Below are 25319 nucleotides of genomic sequence, written 5' to 3'. Positions count from 1 at the left end.
TGCCACTCAATGACCGTAACTGACAACTTATTGATCCAAATGCGCAGCGCCCCTTGGCAACCGGCGCCATGGGCCCTAACCTAGTCGCCACACCCTGTACCCGGTTGTTGTTGGATTTCATGCGCAAACTTTTGTACCTGACGTTTTCCATGGCCCTTGTGGCTGTCCTTGCTTCCTACGCCATGTGGGCGGCAGACCGGCCGGCGGGCCATTATCTGTCGGACCTGCGCATCAAACTGGCGGTCGATGAGGGCACGCCCGCCGGCCGCGGCAACCTGCTGGGCATCCAGCCCGAACTGTTCCCCACCGACTATCAAAGCCCCGAACGCCTGCACCGCAAACTCGCGGCGTATCTGCAGCAAGCTCAGGATCAAGGCTTGTTGAACGAGAAAACCGTGGTGGTGTTACCGGAACACATCGGAACCTGGCTGATGATCAGCGGCGAGAAAGACGAGCTGTATCAGGCGCCGACCCTCGCCGAAGCCATGAACTGGCTGGCCGCGAGCAACCCGCTGTTGTTCGCGCGTGCCTGGCTCAGCGCCAAGGGCAAAAGCCGTCTCGATGACGCCCACCTGCGTATGAAATCAAAAGCCATGGCCAAGGACTATCAGGCGCTGTTCGGTGGCCTGGCCAGGGAGTTCCATGTGACGCTGGTGGCCGGCTCGATCGTCTTGCCGGAGCCGATCATCCGCGATGGTCAGCTCAAACCCGGCAGCGGCGCACTGTTCAACAGCAGCGTGGTGTTTGGCCGCGATGGCGTGCCACTGGGGCAACCGCAGCGGCAGATGCACCCGATCTTCGATCAACGCGAGGTGATCGAGGGCGAAGATCAACACGCGATCAACGTCGTCGACACCCCTGCCGGGCGTTTGGGCATCCTCATCGGCAGTGACAGTTGGTATCCGGACAATTACCGCAAACTCGACGAGCAAGCTGCGCAACTGGTGGCGGTGCCAGCATTCGTGGTGGGCCATGGTGTGTGGAATCAACCGTGGGGCGGCTACAAAGGTTCGAGCACACCGGGCTCGGTCAGCCTCAAACCCGGCGAAGTCAGCGAAGGTCAGGCCTGGCATCGCCTCACACTCACCGCGCAACCGCCGAGCAGTCGCGCGATTGCTGGGGTGAGTGTGTTCCTGCGCGGGCAGTTCTGGGACAAGTCGAGTTCCGGACAAAGCTTCCTCAGCAGCAACGGTCAGCAGTTCGCCGACAGCGAAGCCCGTGGTGCCCGTTTGTTGAATGTCTGGTTGTAACTCATGAAACCCCTGCCGATGCGTCTTGGCGATTTATCGGTGGGTTTCGTTCACAGCCTCGCCGACGCGGTGCGCAGTCATGCTGCCGATCCGCTGCCACTGCTTGAGCAATACGGCCTCGATGCCGCACGTCTGGCCGAAGCAGGAGCACGCCTGTCGATTCCGCGTTACATGCGCCTGGGCCACGCGGCGATCCAGCTGACCGACGACCCTGCTTTGGGGCTGCGGATGGGGCAAATGAGCCGTTTGAGCCAGGCCGGACTGGCCGGTGTCACCGCCGCGCAAGCGCCGACCGTGCGCGAAGCCGCCCGTTGCCTGATCCGTTTCGAACCACTTTACGGCTCCAACTATCGCGGGCAATCGAGCTTTCACGAAGATGCCAATGGCGCATGGCTGCGCTTCTATTCGATCAGCCCGTACAACGCCTACAACCGCTTCGTGGTGGACTCGATCATTGCCGGTTGGCTGCAACAGTTGTCCAGCGTCAGTCGCCAAGTACTGCGCGCCGAACGCATCGAAATCGAATTCGCCGAGCCGGCTTACCGCGAGGCCTACGCTGCGCTGGGTGATTGTCCGATCCTGTTCGGCGCCGAACGCAATCAACTGCGTCTTAGCCTTCACAGCCTTGCGCAACGCAACCCCGAACACTGTCCAAGCACCTGGCGGCATCTGCTGCAATTGTGTGAACGGGAACTGGAGCAACTGACGCGTACCCGCAGCCTGCGCGAACGCATCACGCAATTGCTCGGGCCGTTGCTCAACGGCGGTCGCGAACCGGATCTGGAAGAAGTGGCGGCACGCCTGAAGCTGCCGACCTGGACATTACGGCGCAAGCTGACCGAAGAAGGCACGCAGTTTCGCGCGATCCTCAACGACACTCGCCGTGATCTGGCGATGACATACATCCGCGATACCGAACTGGCATTCGGTGAAATCGCTTACTTGCTTGGCTTTGCTTCAGCCGAAGCCTTCCAGCGGGCATTCAAGCGCTGGACGGGGCAGACGCCCGGCGAATTTCGTCGAAGTCATCGCCAATCGGCGTAAACAGCAACTACGAGCAGTAGCTTACAGCTCGGTAGCGTCTTCGGCCGGCTCGGGTTGATCCAGTTCAAAGGCCTGATACTCGAGCAGCTCTTCTTGATAGTCATCCATTGCGTTATCCCCCTGCTGCTCTGTTGAATGGGCCTGGGCAAATGCCCAGTGCCTCGAGCATAAACTGCCCGTATGAAGGAAAAGTGAAACCCGGCCTTCATCAATAAAACGTAGCAGGTGGTCAGGAATTTATCGCGGGACTTTTGTCCGGGGAATGTAACTAAATTTTAAGTCAGCCCCAAACGAAGCAGGAGTGAGCCTGCTCGCGATAGCGCAAGATCAGTCACATCGTTAATGACTGGTCTACCGCTATCGCGAGCAGGCTCACTCCTACAGGGTATTACTCGATTATTGGCCGGACGCTGGCATCGCCGGAATCGGCTCGGTTGGCGGTGGAATATCCGGATTGGCCGGCGGCGTAATGGTTTCGGTCGCCGGGGCAGGCTCGGCCGTTGGCGCCGGGGTGATCGGCGCAGACTCCGTTGGCGGCACAACAGGCTCCGAGCTAACTGGCGCCGCTTCTGCGGGTGCTGGCGCCGGTTCGGCAGCAGGCGCAGGGGTTGCGGCAGGCGTCGGCGTCAACGCGGCCGGCGCAGGCTTAGGCTCTGGCATCCCCAGATCGGCCTTCGGCTTCTCTTCGATATGCGCCGCCTTCTTCGCTTCAGCCGGCATGAACTGTTCGACCAGCGTAAAGAAACGCTCGTAGAACTTTTGTGCCGTCACTGTTTCGCTGGCGACCTTGACCATCGAATCGTCCGAAGAACCGATCGGCATCGACACCGAGCCCAACACGCCGACACCAAGGCTGGCGGAGTTGTTGGTTTTCTTCAGCGCATAACGATCCTGCAAGGCGTTGGCGAACATCGTGGCATGGTGCCCGGCGGTGCCGTCATCGGCGCAGACCACATTGAAGCTGATCTCCATATGGGTATCGCCGGTTTGCTGGAAACTCTTGTGGCCGCTGACGATTTTCGGGTCGCTGCTGGTGATGATGTAACCCTGGCTGAGCAACGCGCGACGGGCTGCTTCGCAGCTGACCGCATCAGTCACCGGATAATTGCGCGAAAATGTACCGGAGTCATCGAAGTTCTCATGCTCGTACATCGGCTTGTCCTTCGAACAGCCGGCAACAGCGGTCAACAACAGCGCCAGCCCGAAAACACGCATGGGAGTGGAAATCAACATTGAACATCCTGAGGGAAAACAGTCCGGGGCGTATTGTGCAACAGATCGCGGCCCTGCGGCGTATGGATTAGTGTCTTAAAACAGTTACAACTCTATCGACAATGAATGGCAGGTAAAAGTCGCCAGCATCGCTGACCAATGAAGATCTCGTCATTAGCTGCCAGTCGACCACAAAAAAGCCCCGGCATTGCGGCCGGGGCTTTTTGTCTAGCTGCTCAGTCAGGCATCAGAAACGCTTGATCTCAGCCTGAGCTTCCAACTGCTTGCGGTACGCTGCGAAGTCCTGCTGACCTTCACGGGACGCGAGGAAGCGACGGTATTGAGCCTTCTCTTCATCGCTCGGTGCCGCTGCTTCGTTGACGCCGTTCAGGCGTACGATCATCAGACTGCCATCCGGCAGCGTCACGCTGCTGAACGTCGGCTTGTCCTTGGCCGCTGGTTTCGGCATGCGGAACAGCGCCTGCAACACGGCCGGATCAACACCTTCCTGCGCACGGGTGGCCGCTTCGGTGGCTTTCCAGCTCTGACCGTCGACGGCCTTGTCCAGCGGCGCCTTGCCATCGCGCAGATCAGCGATCAGCTTCTCGGCCTTGGTCTTGGCAGCAGCGCTGGCGTGCTCTTTGGTCAACTGGGTGCGGATGGCCGCGCTCACGCTTTCCAGAGGCAGTTGCGCAGGCTTCAGGTGCTCCTTGGAGCGCAACACGATCACGGTTTCCGGATCCAGTTCGATGGCGGTGCTGTTGGCACCCTCATCAATCACTTCGGGGCTGAATGCTGCAGTGATCACGGCGCGGTTGGCTGCAACACCTTCGCCACCTTCACGGCCAAATGGCTTGGAGGTGTGCACGGTCAGTTTCAGGTCTGCCGCTGGCTGTGCCAGATCAGACGCTTCGAACGCGGAGTCTTCCAATTGCTTGGTCGCTTCGACGAAACGCTGCTCGACCTGAGCCGCTTTCAGCTCACGCGTCAGTTTGTCTTTCAGGCTGGCCAGAGTCGGCACTTCAGGTGCTTCTATCCCCAGCAGCTTGATCAGGTGGTAACCGAAATCGGTGCGAACCGGCGCGGAAACCTGATCCTTGTTCAGCGAGTACAAGGCTTTTTCGAAGGCTGGATCGTAAACGCCAGGGCCTGCATAACCGAGGTCACCGCCATTGTTGGCCGAACCCGGATCTTGCGAGAACTCTTTGGCCAGCGCTTCGAATTTCTCGCCCTTGGCCAGACGTGCCTGGACTTCTTCGATCTTCGCCTTGGCCTGAGCTTCGGTGGTCTTGTCGTTCACTTCGATCAGGATATGCGCAGCACGACGCTGTTCCGACAGGTTGGCGATTTCTTTCTGATACGCCGCCTGCAGGTCTTCGTCCTTGACGGCAACCTGGTCGAAGAACGACGACTTCTTCAGCTCAAGGTAATCGATGACCACTTGATCAGGGGTCATGAATTCCTTCGCGTGCTCGTCGTAGTAAGCCTTGACCTCGTCGTCCGTCAGCTTCACCGCAGCCGGATCGGCCTTGATGTTCAGGGTGGCGAAATCGCGTGTCTGTTTTTCCAGACGGGCGAATGCCAGCACTTCAGCGTCAGTCACAAAACCGCTGCCCGCTACACCGGCACGCAGTTGGCCGATCAGCATTTCCTGAGCCAGCATCTGGCGGAACTGCATGCGGCTGTAACCCAGTTGACGGATCACCTGGTCGAAACGCTCGGAACTGAACTTGCCGTCGACCTGGAATTCAGGTGTCTGCAGGATCACTTGGTCCAGTGCGCCTTCGGAGAATGCGAATTTCGCCTGTTCTGCGCCTTGCAGCAGCAGCTTGCGATCAATCAGACCCTTGAGGGCCGATTCGCGGAGCATTTTTTCGTCGAGCAAGGAAGCATCGAAGTCCTTGCCCAGTTGTTGCATCAACTGACGGCGTTGCATATCAACGGCCTGGCTCAGTTCGTTCTGGCTGATTTCTTCACCGTTGACCTTGGCCGCCTCATTCTTGTGAGTCGTGGCCTGGAAAATGGCGTCGAAACCGGTCAGCGCCATCAGTGCAACGATGACCCCGATAATGGTCTTGGCAATCCAGCCTTGTGAATTGTCCCTGATATTCTGCAGCATGCGTCCCCCAGAAACGGTTGAACTTCAAAATTAGGCAACCGTGGAGCGTGGGTAGAATCCGGATAGAAGAAAGGCGCATCCGAGGATGCGCCTTCTCGTAACTGGCGGAGCGGACAGGGCTCGAACCCTCGATCCCGGCGTTACAGGCAGCTCTTTCAGCGACCTGTTCTACCGCTCCGCTGCCAAGTCAGGGATGACCCCGACCCGGATGGGTAAAAACTTGTAACGACTTAGTTGACCGCTTCTTTCAGTGCTTTACCGGCTTTGAAGCCTGGTTTTTTAGCAGCAGCGATCTGCAGCGTCTTGCCGGTCTGTGGGTTACGACCAACGCGAGCTGGACGATCAGTCACGGAGAAAGTACCGAAACCAACCAGAACAACGGAGTCGCCAGCCTTGAGAGCGCCAGTGACGGATTCGATTACAGCGTCCAGCGCACGGCCAGCAGCAGCTTTCGGGATATCAGCGGATGCAGCGATAGCATCAATCAGTTCCGACTTGTTCACTCTAAGTCCCCTTATATCTATTTTGAGATGATTCTAAGTTTTTTGGTGAAAGCAAAAACGAGTGCTGAATGGCCTACAGACACTTAAGAGCCGCTTTATAACAAGGGCTCTAAAAAGCTGTCAAGGAAGCCACCCAGGCAAAAGCATACTAATGCGTGCTAATTCTTTCCTTAGCATCAGACTCACGTTTTTCATCCTTGGCAACTATCTCCGGAGCCACATCCGGCAAGGGCTCCGGCGCGTATTGCAGCGCAATTTGCAGGACCTCGTCAATCCATTTAACCGGTTTAATCTGCAGATCCTGCTTGATGTTGTCCGGAATCTCCTTGAGATCACGCACGTTCTCTTCAGGAATAATCACAATCTTGATTCCGCCGCGGTGAGCCGCGAGCAGTTTTTCCTTCAGGCCACCAATCGCCAGCACTTGACCACGCAAGGTGATTTCACCGGTCATGGCGACATCGGCGCGTACCGGAATGCCGGTCAGCGCCGACACCAGTGACGTACACATGCCGACACCAGCGCTAGGACCATCCTTCGGCGTTGCCCCTTCCGGCATGTGGATGTGCGTGTCGCGCTTCTCGTGGAAGTCCAGGGGAATGCCCAGGCTCTTCGCGCGGCTGCGCACCACGGTCAGGGCAGCAGTGATCGATTCGACCATTACATCACCCAGCGAACCGGTCTTGATCAACTGACCTTTACCCGGCACCACAGCCGCTTCGATGGTCAGCAATTCGCCGCCAACCTGCGTCCAGGCAAGGCCTGTGACCTGACCGATCTGATCCTGCTGCTCGGCCAGGCCGTAGCGGAACTTGCGCACACCGAGGAAATGCTCCAACAGATCAGCTGTCACTTTCACCGAGAAGCGTTTTTCCAGCGCATGCTCTTTCACGGCCTTGCGGCAGACCTTGGCGATCTGACGCTCGAGGCCACGCACACCGGCTTCACGGGTGTAGTAACGGATGATGTCGCGAATCGCTTCCGCGTCGAATTCCAGCTCGCCCTTTTTCAGACCGTTGGCGGTGATCTGTTTTGGCGAGAGGTATTTGACGGCAATGTTGATCTTTTCGTCTTCGGTGTAGCCCGGCAGACGAATGACTTCCATCCGGTCCAGCAGTGCTGGCGGGATGTTCATCGAGTTCGAGGTGCACAGGAACATCACATCCGAGAGGTCGTAATCGACTTCCAGATAATGATCGTTGAAGTTGTGGTTCTGCTCGGGATCGAGCACTTCCAGCAACGCCGACGCCGGATCGCCACGCATGTCGCTGCCCATCTTGTCGATTTCATCGAGCAGGAACAGCGGGTTGCGAACACCCACCTTTGTCATCTTTTGAATCAATCTTCCCGGCATCGAACCGATGTAAGTCCGGCGGTGACCGCGAATTTCCGCTTCATCACGCACACCACCGAGGGCCATACGTACGAACTTGCGGTTGGTGGCGTGGGCAATCGACTCCGCCAGCGAGGTTTTACCCACGCCAGGAGGACCCACCAGGCACAACACCGGGCCACGAATTTTCTTCACGCGCTTTTGCACGGCGAGGTATTCAAGGATGCGTTCCTTGACCTCTTCGAGACCGTAGTGATCGGCGTCGAGAATGTCTTCTGCTCGCGCCAGGTCAAGGCGCACCTTGCTTTGCGCCTTCCACGGCACTTGCACCAGCCAGTCGATATAGGAGCGCACCACGGTGGCTTCGGCGGACATCGGCGACATTTGCTTGAGCTTGTTCAGCTCGGCGGTAGCCTTGGTCAGCGCGTCTTTCGGCAGGCCTGCTGCATCGATGCGCTTTTTCAGCTCTTCGATTTCGTTGTGACCTTCATCGCCGTCGCCCAGCTCTTTCTGAATGGCCTTCATCTGCTCATTCAGGTAGTACTCGCGCTGGCTGCGTTCCATTTGCTTTTTGACACGGCCGCGAATGCGTTTTTCGACTTGCAGCAGATCGATCTCGGCATCCAGCAACGCCAGAACGTGCTCGACCCGGGCCGACAAATCGATGATTTCGAGGATTTCCTGCTTCTGCTCGATTTTCAGCGCCATGTGCGCAGCCATGGTATCGACCAGACGACCCGGCTCATCGATGCTGTTGAGCGACGACAGGACTTCAGCCGGAACTTTCTTGCCCAACTGCACATATTGTTCGAACTGCGACAGCAGAGTGCGCACGAAGACTTCGGACTCGCGCTCGGCGGCGTCAACTTCTTCGATCAGCGAAACTTCCGCACGGCAATGGCCGTCGACTTCGCTGAAGCGCTCGACGGTGCCACGCTGCTCACCCTCGACCAGAACCTTGACAGTGCCGTCAGGCAGCTTCAGAAGCTGCAGGACGGTGGCGATGGTACCTACGCGATAGAGAGCGTCTTCCCCGGGATCATCGTCAGCCGGGTTTCTCTGGGCCAGCAGCAGAATCTGCTTGTCACCCGTCATCGCTGCCTCGAGGGCTTCGATGGATTTCTCGCGCCCCACGAACAGCGGGATAACCATGTGCGGATAAACCACGACATCACGCAATGGCAGGAGAGGCAATTCGATGGTTGTCTTCATGATTTCGCCTCTACGGCGGCCATATGGCCGTAATCAGATGGAATTGAGCTTGAAACCAAGATGGGGGCTGCCTTGAAAAAAAACAAGCGCAAAGCGGATGTAAAAAATGACATAAAAAAAAAGAGGCCCGAAGGCCCCTTCTTTGTTGCGGCAGAGAGGACGCTTACGCGTCCGGCGCTGCCTTGGCGGCCGGCTCACTGTTCTCGTAGATATACAGTGGCTTGGACTTGCCTTCGATCACGCTTTCATCGATCACGACTTTGCTCACCTCGGACTGCGAGGGGATTTCATACATCGTGTCGAGCAGTACACCTTCAAGAATCGAGCGCAGGCCACGAGCACCGGTTTTACGTTCCAGGGCACGCTTGGCGACCGATTTCAGCGCGTCGGAACGGAATTCCAGATCCACGCCTTCCATCTCGAACAGCTTGGCATACTGTTTGGTCAGAGCATTTTTCGGCTCGGTGAGAATCTGCATCAGCGCAGCTTCATCGAGCTCGTCCAGCGTCGCGAGGACCGGCAGACGACCAACGAATTCCGGGATCAGACCGAACTTGACCAGATCGTCAGGCTCGACTTCACGCAGGGATTCACCGACTTTCTTGCCTTCTTCCTTGCTGCGCACTTCTGCGTTGAAACCGATGCCGCCTTTGGTGGAACGGTTTTGAATAACCTTTTCCAGACCAGAGAACGCACCACCACAGATGAACAGGATGTTACGGGTGTCGACCTGCAGGAATTCCTGCTGCGGGTGCTTGCGACCACCTTGCGGCGGTACGGAAGCGACCGTGCCTTCGATCAGTTTCAGCAAGGCCTGCTGCACGCCTTCACCGGAAACGTCCCGAGTGATCGACGGGTTGTCGGACTTGCGGGAAATCTTGTCGATTTCATCGATGTAGACAATGCCCATCTGGGCCTTCTCTACGTCGTAGTCGCATTTCTGCAACAGCTTCTGAATGATGTTCTCGACATCTTCACCCACGTAACCCGCCTCGGTGAGGGTGGTTGCGTCGGCAATGGTGAACGGAACGTTCAGCAAGCGGGCCAGCGTTTCGGCCAGCAGGGTTTTACCCGAGCCGGTCGGGCCGATCAGCAGGATGTTGCTCTTGCCGAGTTCGACGTCGTCAGCCTTTTTGTCACGCTGGTTCAGACGCTTGTAGTGGTTATACACCGCTACGGCCAGAACCTTTTTTGCACGCTCCTGACCAATGACGTATTGATCAAGGATGCCGCTGATTTCTTTAGGCGAAGGCAATTTATGCGCGCTGCTTTCGGCCTGGGCTTCCTGCACCTCCTCGCGGATGATGTCATTGCACAGGTCGACGCACTCGTCGCAGATAAAGACCGAGGGGCCGGCAATCAATTTGCGCACTTCATGCTGGCTTTTGCCACAGAAGGAGCAATAGAGCAGCTTGCCGTTGTCCTCGCCGTTGCGGGTGTCAGTCATTCGTTCGATCCAAATCCAATAGGCTTGCAACACAAGATGAAGGCTATTGCGGGCTTTTTCAAGCCCGCCGCTGATCAGACCAGCCGACCAAGCCTATTTTGAGCTGCTTATTTTTAAGCTGGACGCTGGTTGATCACTTCATCGATCAGACCATATTCCTTCGCAGCTTCTGCACTCATGAAGTTGTCGCGGTTGGTATCGCGCTCGATTTCTTCCAGAGTGCGACCGCTGTGCTTGGCCATCAGTGTGTTCAGGCGCTCACGAATGAAGAGGATTTCCTTGGCATGGATTTCGATATCCGATGCCTGACCCTGGAAACCGCCCAGTGGCTGGTGAATCATCACTCGCGAGTTTGGCAGGCAGAAACGCTTGCCTGGCGCGCCTGCGGTCAGCAGGAACGCGCCCATGCTGCACGCCTGACCGATACAGGTGGTCGACACGTTGGGTTTGATGAACTGCATGGTGTCGTAGATCGACATGCCAGCCGTCACCGAACCGCCCGGGGAGTTGATATAGAGATGGATGTCCTTGTCCGGGTTTTCCGCTTCAAGGAACAGCAGTTGCGCACAGATCAGGTTGGCCATGTAGTCCTCTACCGGACCAACCAGAAAGATCACTCGCTCCTTGAGAAGGCGCGAATAGATGTCGTAGGCGCGTTCGCCACGAGCGGACTGCTCGACAACCATCGGAACCAGGCCGCCTGCGGCCTGGATATCTGAGTTCTGCTGAATATACGAATTACGGAACATGCTCTGCAGTCACTCCCAAATAGTTATGTCTTGAATACACATAAGCCAGCTCGAAGGCTGGCTTATGTGTGTGCTTCTTAACGCAAAATCAATCAGTCGGCTTTTGGAGCTTCTACCGGCTTGACCGCTTCTTCGTAAGAGACCGATTTGTCGGTCACGCTAGCTTTCTGCAGAACAGTATCCACAACTTGTTCTTCCAGCACAACCGAACGGACTTCGTTCAGTTGCTGGTCGTTCTTGTAGTACCAGGACACAACCTGCTCAGGCTCTTGATAAGCCGAAGCCATTTCCTGAATCATTTCGCGAACGCGAGCTTCGTCAGGCTTCAGGTCGAATTGCTTGACCACTTCAGCAACGATCAGGCCCAGCACTACACGGCGCTTGGCTTGCTCTTCGAACAGCTCGGCCGGCAGTTGATCAGGCTTGATGTTGCCACCGAACTGCTGAACGGCCTGCACGCGCAGACGGTCAACTTCGTTGGACAGCAGAGCCTTCGGCACTTCGATCGGGTTGGTGGCCAGCAGACCGTCCATTACCTGATTCTTGACCTTGGATTTGATCGCCTGACGCAGTTCACGCTCCATGTTCTTGCGAACTTCGGTGCGGAAACCGTCGATGCCGCTTTCCTTGATACCGAACTGAGCGAAGAACTCTTCGTTCAGCTCTGGCAGCTTAGGCTCGGAGACAGTGTTGACAGTCACGGTGAACTCGGCGGTTTTGCCAGCCAGGTCCAGGTTCTGATAGTCCTCTGGGAAGGTCAGGTTCAGAACGCGCTCTTCGCCGGCTTTAGCGCCAACCAGGCCTTCTTCGAAGCCAGGAATCATGCGGCCGGAGCCCAGCACCAGCTGAGTACCCTTGGCGGAACCGCCAGCGAACACTTCGCCGTCAACCTTGCCAACGAAATCGATGTTCAGTTGGTCTTCGTTCTGGGCAGCGCGATCGGCCACTTCAAAACGGGTGTTCTGCTTGCGCAGGATGTCGAGCATTTTGTCCAGGTCAGCGTCAGCCACGTCAGCGCTCAGGCGCTCAACGGTGATGCCTTCGAAACCGGCAACGGTGAACTCAGGGAACACTTCGAACACTGCAACGTATTCCAGATCCTTGCCAGCTTCGAGCGACTTAGGCTCGATCGAAGGCGAACCGGCAGGGTTGAGCTTCTGCTCAACCACAGCTTCGTAGAAGGAGGACTGGATCACGTCGCCTACAGCTTCCTGACGCGCATCGGCACCGAAACGGCGCTTGATTTCGCTCATTGGCACTTTGCCTGGACGGAAGCCAGCAATCTTGGCCTTTTGGGCAGTCTGCTGCAGACGCTTGTTGACCTGGCTCTCGATGCGCTCAGCCGGCACAGTGACGCTCATGCGGCGCTCAAGAGCAGTAGTATTTTCAACAGAAACTTGCATGGATATTCCTCGTTGCACAGACGTTAGCCGGCCGTTTCCGACCCCAGAATCAAGGGCATGCATTCTAGTGGGTCAAACTCAAGAAGTCACCCTACTGAAAACGGGTAAAAAAACAGCAGGCATTTTATCGGGACCGCTACACCAATGCAGCGCATCCCACAGGCGAATACAACCAATCACGCCAGGGCTCTGCGCCAACCGCTTCTATATATAGAAGAGACTGCCAATCACTCCCTGACGGCCGGCCTTGCAAGCAAGCCCGGCGAGCAGCGCGGCATCATCGAGCAACATAAATACGACGAAGCGCCCTGCTCTTGCGTCCCGAAACCGGCAATTGCCGGTTTTCAAAACCGCTAAAACAAAAAAGGCGCCAGACTGTTAAATCTGGCGCCTTTCGAAATATGGGGTGGACGATGGGGATCGAACCCACGACAACGGGAGTCACAATCCCGTGCTCTACCAACTGAGCTACGCCCACCATATTGCGTAACAAAAAAGCCAATTAACTTCTTTGTTGAAACCTCACCAGCCCGAAGACCCGAATGAAGCTTTAATTGGTGCGGATGAAGAGACTCGAACTCTTACGCCTCGCGGCGCTGGAACCTAAATCCAGTGTGTCTACCAATTCCACCACATCCGCAGATGAAGCCTTTGAAGCAAAAACGCCAGACCGTTAAATCTGGCGTTTTTTCGAAATATGGGGTGGACGATGGGGATCGAACCCACGACAACGGGAGTCACAATCCCGTGCTCTACCAACTGAGCTACGCCCACCATATCGCGTTACTTGTGCCAAAGCTGCCTAATGGCGCACCCGGCAGGACTCGAACCTGCGACCATCCGCTTAGAAGGCGGATGCTCTATCCAGCTGAGCTACGGGCGCCTTGTTAATCTGTACTCTTAAAGGACTACAAACTAAGTGCTTTCCAGTGTCGCAGAACATACATTCCGCTCCACCTTCTTAACCAGTGCTAGGCTGTGCCCGACAAGTGCGACGAATAGTATAGAGCGCTCCAAAGGTCGTCAAATCCTTTTTGAAAAAAATTCATTTAATTAAAGGGGTTAGGGGAATTTGCTGACCAAGCGCCTTTGCCCTCACCGCGCGACATGCGAGAATGCGTTCTCATTTTTTCCCCTCTCGATGGTTAATCACGCGCAATGACTGCACAACTAATCGACGGCAAATCGATCGCCGCCAGCCTGCGCCAGCAGATCGCCCAACGAGTTGCCGAGCGTCGCCAGCAAGGCCTGCGCACTCCCGGCCTCGCGGTGATCCTGGTCGGCAGCGATCCTGCCTCTCAGGTTTATGTCTCGCACAAGCGTAAAGACTGTGAAGAGGTCGGCTTCCTCTCTCAAGCGTACGACCTGCCCTCTGAAACCACGCAACAAGCGCTGACCGATCTGATCGATCGTCTCAACGACGACCCTGCGATCGACGGCATCCTGCTGCAACTGCCGCTGCCCGAGCACCTGGACGCCTCGAAACTGCTCGAGCGCATTCGCCCGGACAAAGACGTCGACGGTTTCCACCCTTATAACGTCGGTCGCCTGGCCCAGCGCATTCCGCTGCTACGTCCGTGCACACCTAAAGGCATCATGACGCTGCTGGAAAGCACTGGCGCTGACCTCTATGGAATGGACGCGGTGGTTGTCGGCGCGTCCAACATCGTCGGTCGTCCGATGGCGATGGAACTGCTACTGGCCGGCTGCACCGTCACTGTGACCCACCGCTTCACCAAAGATCTGGCCGGCCACGTCGGTCGTGCCGATCTGGTGGTCGTGGCCGCCGGCAAGCCGGGCCTGGTCAAGGGCGAGTGGATCAAGGAAGGCGCGATCGTGATCGACGTCGGCATCAACCGTCAGGACGACGGCAAACTGGTCGGTGACGTTGTCTACGAAACCGCCCTGCCCCGCGCTGGCTGGATCACTCCGGTGCCGGGCGGCGTCGGTCCGATGACCCGCGCCTGCCTGCTGGAAAACACCCTGTATGCGGCAGAAACGCTGCACGCCTGACCGGTACTTTCAGCAATAAGAAAAACCCGCCTTGTGCGGGTTTTTTCATGCCTGAGAAAAAACTGTAACCGTTCGCCGGAAACCCCTCTTTTTACAGGCCTTTTCACGAGATTTTCAGGCCCTTCAAACAACCATCGACAGATCTTCAGCCATACTCCTAGAATGCGACGCTTTGAAGAAATAACCCGTTACAAACTAACGGAATATCCAACCTTTATGAGTTCGCCCGCGTGAAAATTCGTCTCTCGATTCTGAGCCTGTTTTTTGCATTTACAGGCACTTTCATCACGCCAACGATCAACGCTGCGGAAACCACCGCTGCCCCTCGTGACGCTTCGACACTGAAGATCGCCTCCGGCAGCGCCCTGCTCATGGATATGCAGACCAACAAAGTCATTTATTCCAGCAACCCTGACGTGATCGTGCCGATCGCCTCGGTGAGCAAGCTGATGACTGGACTGGTAGTGGTTGAAGCCCGGCAAAACATGGACGAATGGATCAATGTCGATATCAGCAACACACCGGAAATGAGAGGTGTGTTCTCCCGAGTCAAACTCAAGAGTGAGCTGCCGCGCCGCGAGATGCTGCTGATTGCGCTGATGTCCTCGGAAAACCGCGCCGCCGCCAGCCTCGCGCACCACTATCCGGGTGGCTATGCAGCCTTTATCGCGGCGATGAACGCCAAGGCCAAGGCACTGGGCATGACCAGTACGCACTTCGTCGAGCCAACAGGCTTGTCGGAGCGTAACGTTTCCACCGCCCGCGACCTGAGCAAGTTGCTGGTGGCCGCGCACAAGTACCCGCTCCTCAGCGAGCTCACCACCACCAAGGAAAAAACCGTGTCGTTCCGCAAACCCAATTACACCTTGGGTTTCCGCAATACCGATCACTTGGTCAATAAAGCCGACTGGGACATCAAGATCACCAAGACTGGCTTCACCAACCCCGCCGGGCATTGCCTGGTACTGGTGACGAGGATGGGTAACCGTCCGGTCGCCTTGGTGATTCTCGACGCCTTTGGCAAATACACCCATTTTGCCGATGCCAGCCGTATCCGCAGCTGGGTTGAAACCGGCCGCAGCGCCAGCGTTCCTGCGGTGGCGCAACAATACAAGGCCGAGAAAAACCTCAAGTCGCGCCAGAGTGGCGTAGTTGAAGCGTCCAAGTAATCCGCCACACAAGGAAAAGCCCCGAATCTTCGGGGCTTTTTTTCATCTGTATATCAGTCATTGGGCAGCGGCATCTGGTCGTCATCGGGGATGCCATCGCCTGCACTCCGATCCCGTGCAGGTTCGGGCGTCGTGACATTGGGCCGGGCCATCGGATCGCGCAGCGGGCTATCCGGGTCCAGCACCGGATCAATCTCCGGCTCTGGGGTGGTAGGCACGCTGTCCGGTTTCTGGTCGTCGAAGCTTGAATCGGTACTCATACGCACCTCACATCAAGGTTTCAGATTGGCTAATGGGTCATAAGGCTTGGCCGGCTGCTTATCGTCCTCGCCGGGTTTCACGTCTTTCGGCGCTTTCGCCGGGCCGACGGGATCGACTTGCGGATCATCGAGATCCGGCGAATCCGGATCGAAGCCCAGATCATGTCCCGAAGAATGCTCGGTCGAATGCGGGCCTTTCGGCGATGGGGAATCTGCCATGCTCACCTCCTGATTCACCCGAAAAACGGGTTATAGGCGTAAGAGGCTTGCCGGGCGCAGTCGTGCCCGGCAGATGACGAACGGAGACTCAGTGTGCCGCCAATGCCTTGCGCGCCTGCGCTGCTTCGTTTTCCTGACCGGCCTGAGCCAGTTCATCCGCCGCTTTGAGCCAGCGCTGACGGTCGACGGCTGCCGGGATCTGCGAGGGTTTTTGAATCAGAATCGCCCAGCCACCGGACTTTTCCAGCGCCGATTCAAAAGCACTGAAACTCATCAGTTCGCGACGATTCATGCCGGCACGCAGCAAAACCTTCTGTTTATTGCGGTCGTAGCCGGACAGGATCGCGTAACGCGGCTCCGCCCAGAACGCCGAGCCCTCGCTAAAGCGCACCATCACCGGGTAACCCGCCGCCACTTGCATCAACAGCGCGGGCAGGTCGCTGTCCAGCGGATAAACCACCATGCCGTATTCACGGGCAAGGTTCTGGATATTCTCCTGCAGTTTGTCTTCGGCACCCGGCAAGCGCAGTGGCTTTTCCAGCAAACCCGGGGTAATCACGATGCCCTGCTGCGACAACAGGCTGGCCAGCACTTGCGGCCCGCTCTGATTGGCTTCGCCGCGATAGAACGTGCCACTGAGTTCGACCCGTTCCGGCAGACGCTTGACCTCAGGCGCGACACTGCCTGCACAGCCGGCCAACATGGCCGCGCATCCGGCCACCAGCAGCGCCGCACGAATTCGAGAAAATACCTGCACCATCGTCACTCTCTGTTCAGACGCCGGTCATCGTGTTCCGGCAACGCCTGCGATCATAGGGCCGCGCCAGGCTGCGGTATAGCCTTAAGCGGCAGACACATCGATTGCATAGAGCAAACTGATTGGTCACCACCGACCTTTGGTCAATAGCCTGAAACACCCCATTGTCTAGACTGTCACTGAAACAGAGCGAATTGAAAAAGTGTGCGCCCGATGCAGGGCGAAGAGGAGGCACTGATGAGCCTGACCATGACTATCGTAATGTTGATTGCCGGCTGGCTGGCCGTGGCGGCTGCCATGTTGTGGGGGGTGCTGCGGATTTCGCGGCGCCACCATCACCATCCGGTTCAGCCTGCTGCAGTTGAGAAAGCCGAGAAGCACCGGGTTCGCCACGCGACCGCGCACTGAAATTGAACAGCAAAAGCAAAAGCCCCCCTCACCCTAACCCTCTCCCAGAGGGAGAGGGGACTGACCGAGTGGCATACTCGAATTACGTAGACCTGCAATACCGAGCCGAACTCAAGACTAAAACACTCTTCAGATCGGCTCCCTCTCCCTCGGGAGAGGGCTGGGGTGAGGGGCTGGTCTTACCGGGTATAGAAAACCTGAAATGAAAAAAGGCCGCCTGAACTCAGTTCAAGCGGCCTTTTTGGCTTATTGGCGATTACGCCTGCTCAGCCAACTTCTTCTGCCTGGCCCGACGCGACATCATGTTCAGCACTTCAATCGCTGCCGAGAACGCCATCGCCGCATACACATAACCTTTCGGTACATGGGCGCCGAAGCCTTCAGCGATCAAGGTCATACCGATCATGATCAGGAAGCCCAGGGCCAGCATCACCACCGTCGGGTTGTCGTTGATGAACTTGGCCAGCGGCTCAGCAGCAAACAGCATCACCAGCACCGACACCACCACCGCGATGATCATGATCGGCAAGTGTTCAGTCATGCCGACGGCAGTAATGATGCTGTCGATCGAGAACACCATGTCGAGCATCAGGATCTGGCCAATAGCGGCAGCGAAACCCAGAGTAACCGTCGAAGTCGCCGACTTCGGATCTTCCGGCGCCGGGTCCATGCTGTGGTGGATCTCGGTCGTGGCTTTCCACACCAGGAACAGACCACCGGCAATCAGGATCATGTCCTTCCACGAGAATGCCTGACCCAGAATCTCGATGACCGGCGCGGTCAACTGCACGATGAAGGCGATGGTGCTCAACAGCGCCAGACGCAGGATCAACGCCATGCCGATACCGATGCGGCGCGCCTTCTGCTGGTACTGCTTGGGCAATTTGTTGGTCAGGATCGAGATAAAGATCAGGTTATCGATGCCAAGCACGATTTCCATCACCACCAATGTGGCCAAAGCAACCCAAGCGGTGGGGCTGGCGGCGAGCTGTAACAGATATTCCATGGGTCAGTCCTGACTCTGTGTAAGACGAATTAGATGGTCTTGGAGGAAGATTCGGATTTTTCCGCGTCTTTTTCCGGTGTTTCTTTTTTCTCGATCAAGCCGCCGGTGGCATCGCTCAGCGCTTGTTCAGCGGCTTTATGGGTGTCGTCGATCGCTTGCTTGGCGCTTTCGGCAGCCTTGCCCATCAATTGCTGGGCGCTTTTCTCAGCCTGATCGCAACCGGCCAAAAGCAGTAAAGACGTAAACATCAATGCTGGGATGGTGTATTTCATAAAGTTTCCTTCGAATGAACAGACAGGCTCACAGACCGGCCGTCGATGGCTGGGCATTCTAGGGAGATGAACACTTCAGGAAAATTCGTATTTTTAGCGGCTATACTTCGGTTTTCACGAACTGTAGAACGTTATGCTCAATTACCGACAACTGCATTACTTTTGGGTCGTAGCCAAGACCGGCAGCATCGTGCGCGCCTGCGAGCAATTGAACCTGACGCCACAGACCATCAGCGGGCAGATTTCACTGCTCGAACAGACTTATGGCATCGAGTTATTCAGACGGGTTGGCCGACAGCTGGAACTCACAGAAGCCGGGCGACAAGCCCTGCCCTACGCCGAGCAAATGTTTCAACTCGGCGGCGAACTGGAATTGATGCTGCGCGCCCAGCCCAACGAACAGCAGATTCTGTTCCGTGTAGGGGTGGCAGACGTGGTGCCAAAATCCATCGTCTATCGCCTGATAGCACCGACCATGGAGCTGAATGAACCGCTGCGCATCACCTGCCGCGAAGACAAACTCGAACGCTTGCTCGCCGATCTGGCCATCCAGCGCCTGGACCTGGTGATCTCCGACAGCCCGATGCCTTCGCATCTGGACATCAAGGGCTACAGCCAGAAACTCGGTGAATGCGGGATCAGTTTCTTTGCCACCGCCGAACTGGCGGGCAGATACGGTCAGGATTTCCCGCGCAGCCTGCACGGCGCGCCACTGCTGATTCCTGGCGCGGAAACCGTAGTGCGCAGCCGCTTGCAGCGCTGGTTTGCCGAGCAGCAGATCCAGCCGCAAATCGTCGGCGAGTTTGATGACAGCGCCTTGATGCAGGCGTTTGGCCAATCCGGCAGCGGGATTTTTATCGGCCCGAGCGTGATTGCCGACGAAGTGAAGCGCCAGTACGGCGTCGAACTGATAGGCCAGACCGACGCAGTGACCGAGTCGTTCTATGCCATTTCGGTGGAACGCAAGGTCAAGCACCCCGGTATCGTTGCGATTACCGAAGGTGCCCGACGCGAGCTGTTTACTGCGTTATGACGCCTCAGCGCACATTTCGCGCGGCTTGAGCGTCATCAGCACCATGGCGAGGAACACCGAGAGCAAGATGAAACCGGCGGCGGCAAAGCCGAGGAAGCCCAGACCTGCACTGTCGATGACCCGGCCACCGACGATAGCGCCCAGACCGATGCCCAGATTGGCCCCGGCGATGTTCAGCGAAGCAGCAAAGGCCGGCGCTTCTGGCGCGGCTTTCATCAGACGCACATGGCTGACCAGGAACAATGCAGCCTGGGTGATACCCCAGATACCCATGGCCACCGCCAGACCCACTGGCGAATGAATGTTCGGCACCAGCGAGACCATGCCGGAAATCATGAACGCACAGAACAACACCGACGCCCCCAGCGGATGCCGGTCCACCGCACGACCGCCCAGCGAGTTGCCAATCAGCCCGACCGCGCCGAAGGCCATCAGGCACCAACCGACCACGGTGCCGTTGAAACCGGCGAGGCGCTCAAGAATGTCGGCCAGATAGGTGTAAGCGGTAAACATGCCGCTGAACACCAGAATCGACAGGACGATATGGCCGATCATCAACGGGCTGCGCAAGATCTTGAACTGCGAACGGAAGCTGACCTGATGCTGATGCAGGCTGGTTTTCGGCAGGTAAACAAACAGCAGCAAGGCTTTGGCAAACGCGATGACTGCCAGAATGCCAAAGGCACTGCGCCAGCCGAACGCATCGGAGATCAACGTACCTACCGGAATACCGAACACCGTGGCGCAGACAATGCCGAAGCCGATCTTGGCGATCGCGCGGCCGGCGAAATCCGGGCCGACGATGTCCACCGCTGTTTCACTGGCCAAGGCCCAGAACACCGGCAGACCGAGCGCCGGGATCAGTCGGGCAATCGCCATCACCCAGATGTTCGGCGCCAGCGCGGCCACGGTATTGGCGAGGCCAAACATGATCAGGATGCTGATAAACAGCTTGCGCCGCTCGAAGCGAGCGAAATAGGCGGTCAAGAAAGGCCCGAACATGGCCACGGTAAAAGCGAATAGAGTCACCAGCAACCCGGCCTGCGGGATGGTGACTTCAAGGTCGCGGGCAATCGCCGGCAACAGGCCGACGATGACGAATTCCGTGGTCAGCACCGTGAATCCGGCGGCAGACAACAGAAGAATGGGCAACAGCATGCGCAACTCCAGCAAAACGACGACACCAGCGTTGACCCGGAGGCCCGCTGGCATGACTTGAAAATAAGGATGGGCAATCTTAACAGAGTGTGTCCGGGCTGACTTGCCCAAACCTGCCGACTTTGTTGCCTGATCCGGTGGCAGATCGTCACAGGCCTGAAGGATAAGGCCTACGCTGTGATAAAGTCCGCGCCCTGAAAAACGTACAGCCTATTCAACGACCAGTTTACTGGCGTTGATCTCGCGTCAGCCCTTTCGGTGCGTGACGGTGGTCTGCCCCCGTTTTGCCATCGCTATCACGCAACCCTGCACCCTATAAAAAATCAGAGATGCCGCTATGACTGCTTCATCCCCTTCTCTATTGCAACGTCTGAAGAACCTGAGCCTGGTCGCACAGATCCTCATCGGTCTGATCGCCGGTATTGCCTTGGCGATGTTTGCCCCGCAAGTGGCAAAAGACACCGCGTTCATTGGCAAAGTGTTCGTGTCGGCGTTGAAAGCCGTCGCGCCGATTCTGGTGTTCGTGCTGGTAATGGCCTCGATTGCCAACCACAAGCACGGCCAGGAAACCCACATCCGCCCGATTCTGTTCCTCTATCTGCTGGGCACCTTCGCCGCAGCGGTGGTAGCCGTCATCGCCAGCATGGCGTTCCCGTCGCACTTGGTGCTCGCCACCGAGAACGTTGCGGTCACTGCGCCGGGCGGCATTGGTGAGGTCTTGCAAAGTTTGCTGCTTAGTGTGGTCGATAATCCGGTGAAGGCGCTGATCGAAGCCAACTTCATCGGCATTCTGGCCTGGGCGATCGGCATGGGCGTCGCGATTCGCCATGCCGGTGACACTACCCGCGAAGTGCTGGGTGATCTGTCCAACGGTGTGACCTTGATCGTGCGTGTGGTGATTCGCTTTGCACCGCTGGGCATTTTCGGTCTGGTCGCTTCGACACTGGCCACCTCAGGTTTTGGCGCACTGATCGGTTACGCGCATCTGCTGGCCGTCCTGCTCGGTTGCATGCTGTTCGTGGCGCTGGTGATGAACCCGCTGATCGTGTTCTGGAAGCTGCGTCGCAATCCGTATCCGTTGACCCTCAAGTGCCTGCGTGAAAGCGGTATCACTGCATTCTTCACCCGCAGCTCGGCGGCGAACATTCCGGTCAACCTGGAATTGAGCAAGCGTCTGGGCCTGCACGAAGACACCTATTCGGTGTCGATCCCGCTGGGCGCGACCATCAACATGGCCGGCGCGGCGATCACCATTACCGTGCTGACCCTGGCTGCCGTGCACACCTTAGGCATTGCCGTGGACATCCCAACCGCCATCCTGCTCAGCGTTGTCGCGGCGATTTGCGCCTGCGGCGCTTCAGGTGTCGCCGGTGGTTCGCTGCTGCTGATTCCGCTGGCGTGCAGCCTGTTCGGCATCCCAAGTGAAATCGCCATGCAGGTCGTGGCAGTCGGCTTCATTATTGGTGTGTTGCAGGATTCGGCAGAGACCGCGCTGAACTCGTCGACTGACGTGTTGTTTACCGCTGCGGCGTGCCTGGGTGAAGAGGCGAAAGCCCAACGCACTGCGTAAAAATCGCTGCAATAAAAAGCCCGCCATGGTGTGAACCTTGCGGGCTTTTTTGTGGCTGAGATCTTTTCCCCCTCACCCCAACCCTCTCCCCCCAGGGGGGCGAGGGGGAAAGGGAGCTGATTTGTGTGCTGTTCAAAACCTGAGTTCGACTCGATAGATCAGGTCGGCGTATCTCGAACAAACAACTCGGTCAGTCCCCTCTCCCTCCGGGAGAGGGCTAGGCGGGCGGCGTTCCGATGAGGGGCTTCTGGCGGTTTAGAACGCGCCCATGTAATCACGCTTGCCCACTTCAACCCCGTTATGACGCAGCAGCGCATAAGTGGTGGTGACGTGGAAGAAGAACTGCGGCAAGCCATAAGTCAGCAAGTACGACTGGCCACTGAAGCGCTTCTCTTTCGGTGTACCCGGACGGGTTACGATTTCGATGCCTTCCTTGCCATCGATCTGCTCTGGCTTGATCTCGCCGATGTAGGCCAGCACCTTGGCGATCAAGGCTTGCAGCTCGGCGAAGGTGGTTTCGGTATCCTCGTACTTCGGCACTTCGACTTCAGCCAGACGCGAGGAAACGCCTTTGGCGAAGTCCACGGCGATCTGTACCTGACGGGTCAGCGGGAACATGTCCGGGAACAGACGCGCTTGCAGGAAGGCGTTCGGGTCGATGTTTTTCTCGGTGGCGTGGGCTTCAGCCTTTTTCAACACATCGCTCAAAGCGTTGAGCATTTGTTGAAAAACCGGGACGGATGCGGCGTATAGGGAAATGGTCATGGCAGTCTCGTGGGTGGCTGGGTGGAACAAGGAGGCGATTATAGCCATGCTTGATGACCACACGGCTTGCCTTTTGTTTGGCAAGGATTAGGCTAGGCGCCTTCGACTGCAGAGGGAACGCGCGATGACCACAGAACCAGAATCCACCTTCGACGAGCCTCGGCTCAATGCCACGGAAATCCGCATCCTCGGCTCGTTGATCGAGAAACAGGCGACCAGCCCGGAAACTTATCCGCTGACACTCAACGCTTTGGTCACCGCGTGCAATCAGAAAACCAGCCGCGAACCGGTGATGAACCTGACTCAGGGCCAGGTTGGCCAGAGCCTGCGCGCCCTCGAAGGCCGCGGTTTCGCCAAGCTTGTCATGGGCAGTCGCGCCGACCGCTGGGAGCACAAGGTCGACAAGGCGCTGGAGCTGGTGCCGGCCCAAGTGATTTTGAGTGGATTGATGTTTCTGCGTGGTCCGCAAACCGTCAACGAACTGCTGACCCGCAGCGGCCGCATGCATGATTTCGAAGATGCCGAACAGGTGGTGCATCAGCTTGAACGCCTGATTGCGCGCGGGCTGGCGGTGCTGATTCCGCGTCAGGCCGGGCAGCGTGAAGATCGCTACACCCATGCGCTGGGGGACCCGGCGGACATCGAAGCGATCATGGCGGCGCGGCAGAATCCGTCGGATCGCGGCGCAAGCAGTGGCGTGTCAGTCGAGCGCATCGAAGAGCTCGAGGCGCGGATCGCCGCACTGGAAGAACGCCTGGCCCGCCTAGAATAACCACACAGAACCAATGCAGGAGTGAGCCTGCTCGCGATAGCGGTGTATCAGTCAAATATGATGTGACTGACACACCGCTATCGCGAGCAGGCTCACTCCTACAAGGGATCTATGTTTACTCCCCATCCCAGTAATCCACACCATCCGTCTGCCGCGCCACCGCCACAAAACCTGAGGCATTGCCCTCGGCATCGACGTTGAAGTTATCCATCACCGCATATTTGTTCGAATCCGGGTATTCGCAGATTTCCGGCTGCTGCTGGGTGCTCACCGCCAGATAACGCAATTCGCCCGAGCTGGTGTTGATGATCTGATGCGCCTTCTCCGGGCCACCCGGCGGACAGGCGATCACATCGCCTTCGCGAATCGGAAAACGCTCGGCGCCAAGACGCACCTCGCCCTCCCCGGCCACCACGTAGAACATTTCTTCGTTGACCCGATGGCTGTGAAACGGACTGCCGCGCATGCCCGGTGGCAACGCGTACAGCCGATAACCAAGCTTCTGCGAACCCAATTGCTGACCGACGCGGGCCATGCGCTGCTGATAACGCCCGGCGGTTTCGCCTTCGGGTGCCAAGGCTTCGGGCAGGGGTTCGAGTTCGACCTGATGCAGGTTGAGGATGGGCGGGTGCATGGGGGCCTCGGTCACGGTTTTTTGTGGTGGGCAAGTCTGGGCTTGCTGGGGAGGCAGTATAGGCAAGGTTCTGATCTAAATCCGTTGTGAGGCCATCGCGAGCAGGCTCACTCCTACAGGGTGAACGCATTCCAACTGTAGGAGTGAGCCTGCTCGCGATGAAGCCGGTAAGGCTCTTACACAATTCGCTGATCAGCTCCGGGCGAACGCCACCGCCGCCGCAAATTGCTCTTCAGTCGGGCGCACGCCGGTGTACAAGACAAACTGCTCCAGCGCCTGAATCGCAATGACCTCCAGCCCGGTAATCACCTTTTTACCTTCGGCCCGAGCGCGCACGATCAACGGCGTCTCCGACGGAATCGCGACCACATCAAATACCGTCTCAGCCGCAGCAATAACTTGAGGCTCGAACGCCAACTGCCCAGCCTCCGGCCCACCGTCCATACCCACCGGCGTCACGTTGATCAGCATCTGCGGGCGCTCATCGCCCAGCTCAGCCTGCCAGCGATAACCCAGCGATTGCGCCAAGGCACGCCCTGCCCGCTCGTTACGGGCGACGATCAAACCGTTTTTATAACCACCATCGCGCAAAGCGCTGGCCACCGCTTTGGCCATGCCGCCGCTGCCGCGCAGGGCGAAAGTCGATTCTTTGGGCACTGCGTGGGTTTTCAGCAACTGCTCAATGGCAATGTAATCGGTGTTGTAAGCCTTGAGGTGGCCGCTGGTGTTGACGATGGTATTGATCGACTGGATCGCCGCTGCCGACGCGTCCAGTTCGTCGACCAGCGCAATGCAGGCTTCCTTGAACGGCATCGACACGCCACAGCCACGAATTCCCAGTGCGCGGATGCCGCCGACGGCACCGGTCAGGTCCTGGCTACTGAACGCCTTGTAGTAAAAGTTCAGCCCCAACTGCTCATACAAATGGTTATGAAAACGCAGACCGAAATTGCCTGGGCGCCCTGACAGGGACATGCACAGCTGGGTGTCTTTGTTCGGGTTCATCTGCAT

Annotated in this window: 25 protein-coding genes and 4 tRNA genes; 9 read left to right on the top strand and 20 right to left on the bottom strand. The window is 57.5% G+C overall.

Annotated elements, in window-relative coordinates; all coding sequences use genetic code 11:
* Window positions 1–119 precede the first annotated feature (119 nt).
* Together CQ009_RS03260 and CQ009_RS03255 are read left to right on the top strand one after the other, a co-directional pair.
* Entirely contained in the window at window positions 120–1250 is a 1131-nt protein-coding gene (locus CQ009_RS03260; RefSeq protein WP_105704851.1) for a nitrilase-related carbon-nitrogen hydrolase, read from the top strand.
* Between the two features lie 3 nt (window positions 1251–1253).
* The gene (locus CQ009_RS03255; RefSeq protein WP_105704850.1) at window positions 1254–2294 is read left to right on the top strand and encodes an AraC family transcriptional regulator; all 1041 of its coding nucleotides are present in this window, start codon (window positions 1254–1256) and stop codon (window positions 2292–2294) included.
* 396 nt (window positions 2295–2690) lie between these two features.
* Here CQ009_RS03255 and CQ009_RS03245 read toward each other — a convergent pair whose 3' ends face one another.
* The 7 genes from CQ009_RS03245 to tig all read right to left on the bottom strand — a co-directional run bounded on the left by CQ009_RS03245 (window position 2691) and on the right by tig (window position 12272).
* On the bottom strand, window positions 2691–3527 hold the full coding sequence (locus tag CQ009_RS03245) for a DUF2242 domain-containing protein (RefSeq protein ID WP_064389230.1): 837 nt from the start codon (window positions 3525–3527) through the stop codon (window positions 2691–2693).
* 226 nt (window positions 3528–3753) lie between these two features.
* Window positions 3754–5625, bottom strand: a complete 1872-nt coding sequence (locus CQ009_RS03240; RefSeq protein WP_064389229.1) for a SurA N-terminal domain-containing protein — start codon at window positions 5623–5625, stop codon at window positions 3754–3756.
* 230 nt (window positions 5626–5855) lie between these two features.
* Window positions 5856–6128: an HU family DNA-binding protein gene (locus tag CQ009_RS03235; RefSeq protein ID WP_008077714.1), complete on the bottom strand. Its 273-nt coding sequence runs from the start codon at window positions 6126–6128 to the stop codon at window positions 5856–5858.
* Window positions 6129–6276: 148 nt separating this feature from the next.
* Entirely contained in the window at window positions 6277–8673 is a 2397-nt protein-coding gene (gene lon, locus CQ009_RS03230; RefSeq protein ID WP_105704849.1) for an endopeptidase La, read from the bottom strand.
* A gap of 163 nt (window positions 8674–8836) precedes the next feature.
* On the bottom strand, window positions 8837–10120 hold the full coding sequence (clpX, locus tag CQ009_RS03225; protein WP_007951558.1) for an ATP-dependent Clp protease ATP-binding subunit ClpX: 1284 nt from the start codon (window positions 10118–10120) through the stop codon (window positions 8837–8839).
* Between the two features lie 113 nt (window positions 10121–10233).
* Window positions 10234–10869, bottom strand: coding sequence for an ATP-dependent Clp endopeptidase proteolytic subunit ClpP (clpP, locus tag CQ009_RS03220; protein ID WP_007951559.1), 636 nt, complete (start codon window positions 10867–10869; stop codon window positions 10234–10236).
* A gap of 92 nt (window positions 10870–10961) precedes the next feature.
* Window positions 10962–12272, bottom strand: coding sequence for a trigger factor (gene tig, locus CQ009_RS03215; RefSeq protein WP_064389227.1), 1311 nt, complete (start codon window positions 12270–12272; stop codon window positions 10962–10964).
* A gap of 144 nt (window positions 12273–12416) precedes the next feature.
* Between tig and CQ009_RS29745 the strand changes: the two genes are divergently transcribed.
* Window positions 12417–12629: a hypothetical protein gene (locus CQ009_RS29745; RefSeq protein ID WP_122854304.1), complete on the top strand. Its 213-nt coding sequence runs from the start codon at window positions 12417–12419 to the stop codon at window positions 12627–12629.
* Between the two features lie 45 nt (window positions 12630–12674).
* On the opposite strand, the gene CQ009_RS03210 is transcribed toward CQ009_RS29745, so the two are convergent.
* The 4 genes from CQ009_RS03210 to CQ009_RS03195 all read right to left on the bottom strand — a co-directional run bounded on the left by CQ009_RS03210 (window position 12675) and on the right by CQ009_RS03195 (window position 13155).
* Window positions 12675–12750, bottom strand: a tRNA-His gene (locus CQ009_RS03210).
* Window positions 12751–12827: 77 nt separating this feature from the next.
* Window positions 12828–12912, bottom strand: a tRNA-Leu gene (locus CQ009_RS03205).
* A gap of 58 nt (window positions 12913–12970) precedes the next feature.
* A tRNA-His gene (locus CQ009_RS03200) sits at window positions 12971–13046 on the bottom strand.
* Between the two features lie 32 nt (window positions 13047–13078).
* Window positions 13079–13155: transfer RNA gene (locus CQ009_RS03195), tRNA-Arg, on the bottom strand.
* A gap of 275 nt (window positions 13156–13430) precedes the next feature.
* Here CQ009_RS03195 and folD point away from each other — a divergent pair.
* Both folD and pbpG read left to right on the top strand, forming a co-directional pair.
* The gene (gene folD / locus CQ009_RS03190; protein WP_064389226.1) at window positions 13431–14285 is read left to right on the top strand and encodes a bifunctional methylenetetrahydrofolate dehydrogenase/methenyltetrahydrofolate cyclohydrolase FolD; all 855 of its coding nucleotides are present in this window, start codon (window positions 13431–13433) and stop codon (window positions 14283–14285) included.
* Window positions 14286–14515: 230 nt separating this feature from the next.
* Window positions 14516–15454, top strand: coding sequence for a D-alanyl-D-alanine endopeptidase (pbpG, locus tag CQ009_RS03185; RefSeq protein WP_105704848.1), 939 nt, complete (start codon window positions 14516–14518; stop codon window positions 15452–15454).
* Between the two features lie 53 nt (window positions 15455–15507).
* Here pbpG and CQ009_RS03180 read toward each other — a convergent pair whose 3' ends face one another.
* From CQ009_RS03180 to CQ009_RS03170, 3 genes are all read right to left on the bottom strand, one after another.
* Window positions 15508–15714 carry a hypothetical protein gene (locus CQ009_RS03180; protein ID WP_105704847.1) on the bottom strand — a complete coding sequence of 69 codons (207 nt, stop codon included), beginning with the start codon at window positions 15712–15714 and terminating at the stop codon, window positions 15508–15510.
* A gap of 12 nt (window positions 15715–15726) precedes the next feature.
* Window positions 15727–15933 (bottom strand): DUF6021 family protein, encoded by a 207-nt coding sequence (locus tag CQ009_RS03175; protein WP_064389223.1) that lies wholly within the window; start codon window positions 15931–15933, stop codon window positions 15727–15729.
* 88 nt (window positions 15934–16021) lie between these two features.
* A complete protein-coding gene (locus CQ009_RS03170) occupies window positions 16022–16693 on the bottom strand; it encodes a hypothetical protein (protein WP_105704846.1) in 672 nt (223 codons plus the stop codon).
* Window positions 16694–16939: 246 nt separating this feature from the next.
* On the opposite strand from CQ009_RS03170, the gene CQ009_RS30025 reads away from it, so the two are divergent.
* Window positions 16940–17098, top strand: a complete 159-nt coding sequence (locus CQ009_RS30025) for a hypothetical protein (RefSeq protein ID WP_162531851.1) — start codon at window positions 16940–16942, stop codon at window positions 17096–17098.
* 256 nt (window positions 17099–17354) lie between these two features.
* On the opposite strand, the gene CQ009_RS03160 is transcribed toward CQ009_RS30025, so the two are convergent.
* Both CQ009_RS03160 and CQ009_RS03155 read right to left on the bottom strand, forming a co-directional pair.
* Window positions 17355–18104, bottom strand: coding sequence for a TerC family protein (locus CQ009_RS03160; protein WP_007917342.1), 750 nt, complete (start codon window positions 18102–18104; stop codon window positions 17355–17357).
* Between the two features lie 29 nt (window positions 18105–18133).
* A complete protein-coding gene (locus CQ009_RS03155; RefSeq protein WP_007917343.1) occupies window positions 18134–18376 on the bottom strand; it encodes a hypothetical protein in 243 nt (80 codons plus the stop codon).
* A 133-nt stretch (window positions 18377–18509) separates the two neighbouring features.
* On the opposite strand from CQ009_RS03155, the gene nhaR reads away from it, so the two are divergent.
* The gene (nhaR, locus tag CQ009_RS03150) at window positions 18510–19409 is read left to right on the top strand and encodes a transcriptional activator NhaR (protein ID WP_064389220.1); all 900 of its coding nucleotides are present in this window, start codon (window positions 18510–18512) and stop codon (window positions 19407–19409) included.
* On the opposite strand, the gene CQ009_RS03145 is transcribed toward nhaR, so the two are convergent.
* Window positions 19404–20567, bottom strand: a complete 1164-nt coding sequence (locus tag CQ009_RS03145) for an MFS transporter (RefSeq protein WP_064389219.1) — start codon at window positions 20565–20567, stop codon at window positions 19404–19406. The two genes, nhaR and CQ009_RS03145, sit on opposite strands and share 6 nt — an antisense overlap.
* A 337-nt stretch (window positions 20568–20904) precedes the next feature.
* Between CQ009_RS03145 and sstT the strand changes: the two genes are divergently transcribed.
* Window positions 20905–22137, top strand: coding sequence for a serine/threonine transporter SstT (gene sstT / locus CQ009_RS03140; protein WP_064389218.1), 1233 nt, complete (start codon window positions 20905–20907; stop codon window positions 22135–22137).
* Between the two features lie 255 nt (window positions 22138–22392).
* Here the strand turns inward: sstT and CQ009_RS03135 are convergent, their stop codons facing one another.
* Window positions 22393–22902, bottom strand: a complete 510-nt coding sequence (locus CQ009_RS03135; RefSeq protein WP_105704845.1) for a DUF1993 family protein — start codon at window positions 22900–22902, stop codon at window positions 22393–22395.
* A gap of 124 nt (window positions 22903–23026) precedes the next feature.
* On the opposite strand from CQ009_RS03135, the gene CQ009_RS03130 reads away from it, so the two are divergent.
* Entirely contained in the window at window positions 23027–23674 is a 648-nt protein-coding gene (locus tag CQ009_RS03130; RefSeq protein WP_064389216.1) for a YceH family protein, read from the top strand.
* Between the two features lie 115 nt (window positions 23675–23789).
* On the opposite strand, the gene CQ009_RS03125 is transcribed toward CQ009_RS03130, so the two are convergent.
* On the bottom strand, window positions 23790–24308 hold the full coding sequence (locus tag CQ009_RS03125; RefSeq protein ID WP_105704844.1) for a cupin domain-containing protein: 519 nt from the start codon (window positions 24306–24308) through the stop codon (window positions 23790–23792).
* Window positions 24309–24500: 192 nt separating this feature from the next.
* Complete coding sequence (locus tag CQ009_RS03120; RefSeq protein WP_105704843.1) at window positions 24501–25319, bottom strand: shikimate 5-dehydrogenase; 819 nt, start codon at window positions 25317–25319, stop codon at window positions 24501–24503.

Origin of the sequence: Pseudomonas sp. MYb2, assembly GCF_002979955.1 — a bacterium.
Lineage (GTDB): Bacteria > Pseudomonadota > Gammaproteobacteria > Pseudomonadales > Pseudomonadaceae > Aquipseudomonas.
This window is presented reverse-complemented; position numbering and strand designations above follow the sequence as displayed.

Coding starts and splice junctions, on each gene's coding strand:
- CQ009_RS03260 (WP_105704851.1), top strand. CDS start 120: ATGCGCAAACTTTTGTACCTGACGTTTTCCATGGCCCTTGTGGCTGTC.
- CQ009_RS03255 (WP_105704850.1), top strand. CDS start 1,254: ATGAAACCCCTGCCGATGCGTCTTGGCGATTTATCGGTGGGTTTCGTT.
- CQ009_RS03245 (WP_064389230.1), bottom strand. CDS start 3,527: ATGTTGATTTCCACTCCCATGCGTGTTTTCGGGCTGGCGCTGTTGTTG.
- CQ009_RS03240 (WP_064389229.1), bottom strand. CDS start 5,625: ATGCTGCAGAATATCAGGGACAATTCACAAGGCTGGATTGCCAAGACC.
- lon (WP_105704849.1), bottom strand. CDS start 8,673: ATGAAGACAACCATCGAATTGCCTCTCCTGCCATTGCGTGATGTCGTG.
- clpX (WP_007951558.1), bottom strand. CDS start 10,120: ATGACTGACACCCGCAACGGCGAGGACAACGGCAAGCTGCTCTATTGC.
- clpP (WP_007951559.1), bottom strand. CDS start 10,869: ATGTTCCGTAATTCGTATATTCAGCAGAACTCAGATATCCAGGCCGCA.
- tig (WP_064389227.1), bottom strand. CDS start 12,272: ATGCAAGTTTCTGTTGAAAATACTACTGCTCTTGAGCGCCGCATGAGC.
- CQ009_RS29745 (WP_122854304.1), top strand. CDS start 12,417: ATGCAGCGCATCCCACAGGCGAATACAACCAATCACGCCAGGGCTCTG.
- folD (WP_064389226.1), top strand. CDS start 13,431: ATGACTGCACAACTAATCGACGGCAAATCGATCGCCGCCAGCCTGCGC.
- CQ009_RS03180 (WP_105704847.1), bottom strand. CDS start 15,714: ATGAGTACCGATTCAAGCTTCGACGACCAGAAACCGGACAGCGTGCCT.
- CQ009_RS03175 (WP_064389223.1), bottom strand. CDS start 15,933: ATGGCAGATTCCCCATCGCCGAAAGGCCCGCATTCGACCGAGCATTCT.
- CQ009_RS03170 (WP_105704846.1), bottom strand. CDS start 16,693: ATGGTGCAGGTATTTTCTCGAATTCGTGCGGCGCTGCTGGTGGCCGGA.
- CQ009_RS30025 (WP_162531851.1), top strand. CDS start 16,940: ATGACTATCGTAATGTTGATTGCCGGCTGGCTGGCCGTGGCGGCTGCC.
- CQ009_RS03160 (WP_007917342.1), bottom strand. CDS start 18,104: ATGGAATATCTGTTACAGCTCGCCGCCAGCCCCACCGCTTGGGTTGCT.
- CQ009_RS03155 (WP_007917343.1), bottom strand. CDS start 18,376: ATGAAATACACCATCCCAGCATTGATGTTTACGTCTTTACTGCTTTTG.
- nhaR (WP_064389220.1), top strand. CDS start 18,510: ATGCTCAATTACCGACAACTGCATTACTTTTGGGTCGTAGCCAAGACC.
- CQ009_RS03145 (WP_064389219.1), bottom strand. CDS start 20,567: ATGCTGTTGCCCATTCTTCTGTTGTCTGCCGCCGGATTCACGGTGCTG.
- sstT (WP_064389218.1), top strand. CDS start 20,905: ATGACTGCTTCATCCCCTTCTCTATTGCAACGTCTGAAGAACCTGAGC.
- CQ009_RS03135 (WP_105704845.1), bottom strand. CDS start 22,902: ATGACCATTTCCCTATACGCCGCATCCGTCCCGGTTTTTCAACAAATG.
- CQ009_RS03130 (WP_064389216.1), top strand. CDS start 23,027: ATGACCACAGAACCAGAATCCACCTTCGACGAGCCTCGGCTCAATGCC.
- CQ009_RS03125 (WP_105704844.1), bottom strand. CDS start 24,308: ATGCACCCGCCCATCCTCAACCTGCATCAGGTCGAACTCGAACCCCTG.
- CQ009_RS03120 (WP_105704843.1), bottom strand. CDS start 25,319: ATGCAGATGAACCCGAACAAAGACACCCAGCTGTGCATGTCCCTGTCA.